This is a genomic window from Mesorhizobium sp. M7A.F.Ca.CA.002.09.1.1, assembly GCF_003998555.1.
GTDB classification, from domain to species: Bacteria; Pseudomonadota; Alphaproteobacteria; order Rhizobiales; family Rhizobiaceae; genus Mesorhizobium; species Mesorhizobium ciceri.
Genome location: NZ_RZRR01000759.1, coordinates 1 through 2,778, shown reverse-complemented (window position 1 = coordinate 2,778; position 2,778 = coordinate 1). Strand labels below are relative to the sequence as shown.

At 52.1% G+C, this 2,778-nt stretch carries 2 protein-coding genes and 1 pseudogene; all 3 read right to left on the bottom strand.

Annotated elements, in window-relative coordinates; translation table 11 throughout:
* On the bottom strand, nt 1-1,057 hold a 1,057-nt coding region (locus EN994_RS25770; protein WP_164746190.1), incomplete at its 3' end, for a site-specific DNA-methyltransferase.
* 13 nt (nt 1,058-1,070) lie between these two features.
* Nucleotides 1,071-2,126, bottom strand: a complete 1,056-nt coding sequence (locus EN994_RS25765) for a phospholipase D-like domain-containing protein (protein ID WP_082826468.1) — start codon at nt 2,124-2,126, stop codon at nt 1,071-1,073.
* A pseudogene (locus EN994_RS35480) lies at nt 2,114-2,778 on the bottom strand (helicase SNF2); the annotation flags it as partial. The pseudogene EN994_RS35480 and the gene EN994_RS25765, both read right to left, overlap by 13 nt.

Sequence of the window (2,778 nt, the reverse complement as noted above, 5' to 3'; positions counted from 1 at the left end):
TCCAACGACGGCCCATTTTGTGCGCGACTGCCCCCGTGGTCCCGGACCCTGCGAATGAATCGAGGACGAGATCACCGGGACTAGTGGCAATGTGAAGAATCCGCTGAAGCAAGCGCTCGGGTTTTGGAGTGGCGAAGACATCATCCGGATTGAATGCCTTTACCTCGGTTTTGGCCTCATGATTATGCCCGACATCTGAACTTAGCCACACTGTCAGCGGTGGGGTTCCCGTATTCGACAACTCCGAAAGAAAGGTCTTTCGTGATGGCTGTGAAGTGCCGCCTTGTCCAAACCAAATCTCGCTGTTCTCGTCCATCCGTCGCAACGACTCTTCAGAGAATCTTGGAAAGGTTCCTGAAGGGGGCCGCCAAACGAACCCATTCTTGAACTGAAAGCTGAATCCTTTTGCCTTCGCGCTGCCGCTCTTCGCGTGCAGTGGTGTAGCCTTCCATGGACCTTTCGGATGATTGTCCGGATTTGAATATCGTGCATTCATTTCATCAGAGCGGGGCAGGCGATTGGGGGACCAACGTTCTCGCTCTTTTGCGTACACCAAAATATGATCGTGGTTGTCGCTGAAATACTTAGCGTCGTTGGAAACGGTATACTTTTTCTGCCAGACTACATTCGCGATAAAATTACCTCTACCAAACACCTCGTCGCACATAACTTTCAGATAATGCGCTTCGTTGTCATCAACGCTCACCCAGAAGGAACCGGTTGGCTCCAATAGATTGTAGAGAAGCTTAATTCGATCGTTTAGTAAATTTAGCCAAAGAGAATGCTCAACACCATCCTGGTATTGCTCAAATGCAGATCCGGTATTATACGGAGGGTCAATAAAAATGCACTTCACCATACCTCCGATCTCGTCTTGGAGGGATTTAAGCGCTAATAGATTATCGGCCTGAATCAGAGAGTTCGCATAAAGATCCCCAGTCTTCTTCTCGCTTGCGATATGCGAGAAATCATCATCTGGAACCAGAATACGTGGTTCGATCGAAGGCGATGAGCCTTTTCCAACCCAAGTTAGTTCTAGTTTTTTTGATCCGTTCATCATTTTTCCGACGTTAAAACCATCCGTATTGCCGCGCGATGGTGCTACCAGTCGCCCCATATCTTTCAGATTGACGTTTCAACCTAGAAAATTCTTTGGACTCCAAATGAAGGAACCCGAGTACGAAGGTGCCTCCAATTTTTGTCCGTTCAAATACGGCGACATACGGTGACCTGCCCAAACTGCCATCTGGATTTTTCGGTCTGAGCCCGACTTTCACCTCAGGAACTTCATCGTTCAGTTGAAGTCGCCACATGTGATTCTGCTGATACCGCATTTTGAGTTTAGCGACAGTCCCTGCCGAGGTTTTGAAATTGAAATATGAATCCTCTCCGCCGTTTGAGGAAAGCCCAAAGAAAAGCGCTTGCTCCGCTTTAAACTCAAGCTCCTTTCCCATCAACGTGATATTGCCACCCTCAATCCAGCACGTTGTGGCGAGCGCTGGATCTACTTCGGTTTGGTCGGAATCTAAAGCTTTCTTTACAGGAGGCTCTTTCTCATTCTTGCCTGTGGTCAGTCGCGCGATAGCGTCTCGGAGCGGTCGAATCTTTAGATAGGTTTGCTCGTATTCGCTCAATTTCTCCGCTGTAAGCTCCTCGCCGATGCTCCACAACTGCGACCAAGCCGCATCAAAGGCTTCAGTAGAATTCTTGCCTCCAGTGCCAATTGCGTTGGCCTCGCAATTCTTACGGAGAGCAGCACGAGTCAGATTGGCCGAACCGACAACTAGGAGGTTGGTCTCTTCCTTCGATGTTGACTTGAAAAAATACAGCTTGGGATGGAACCTCGCATCTTTGCTTGAGAGGCCTGCAACGCGAATTTGCGCTCCAGGAAGAGATTGAATCAACCTGAGAGCTCCGGGTTGGGTGATATAGTCATCTAGCCCCACGAGCCAATGCGTTTCAGGCGCATCCATCATCGTTAATGCGCCAAGCAATTCACGAACTCCCGAGACAGTGGCGTAGGCTGCGGCTACCCAGAACCCTGTACACGGGCGATGTTCACTCCATGCTCTGACTGCATTGCCAAGCGTTTCTGCCGTTCCAGCACTTTGGACTAAGACATCCATAGGCTGCTGCCCCCCGATAGCACCTCCCACCTCACCGTCAGCAATGGTGTTACCTTGGGCGTAATCGCCAGCTTCGCGGCGACCTCGTCGAGTTTGCTGTCGACCTCCTTCCGGATTTCGCGGAGCGTCTGGAAGGTCGACATTTTGAGGTCATCCCGCTCGCCTTCAAGCTTCTTGATCCGGCGTTCTTCCGCTACCTTCTCGACTAGCGGAATCGCCTGATTGGCCCGAAGTGCCCGCCGGGCGTTGCGCGCCTCCAGGTCCAGTTCCCTGACACGTATGTCATTCGATTTTTCGAGATCCTCGGCATAGGCTTCAAGCTTGACGGTTTCCTCTTCGAGCCATTTCCGGTTTTCGTCCTCGGCGGATTTTTGCGCAGCGCCCAACGCTTCCCTGTCGATCCCGGCCATGCGGTTGGCCGGATATTCGGCATCAATCGCCGCGATGGATGCGGGTATCTGGAACAAGCGCTCGGCCGTTTCGGAGGCCAGCACCTGCCCGTCGTCCGTCACGGCCGCAATGACAATGCTATCACGCGATCCCATTGCGGTCTCCGCCTTCAAAAGTGAAACCTTCAGCCAGCCACTCTTGCCGCCGACGTGCTCAAGGTCGGAAAGCCGGGGCTGGCCGTCGGCTCGGTAGACCTTGTAGT

What these genes read in the sequence shown, in the direction of transcription:
- EN994_RS25765 (WP_082826468.1), bottom strand. Translation starts at nt 2,126, where the DNA reads ATGGATGTCTTAGTCCAAAGTGCTGGAACGGCAGAAACGCTTGGCAAT.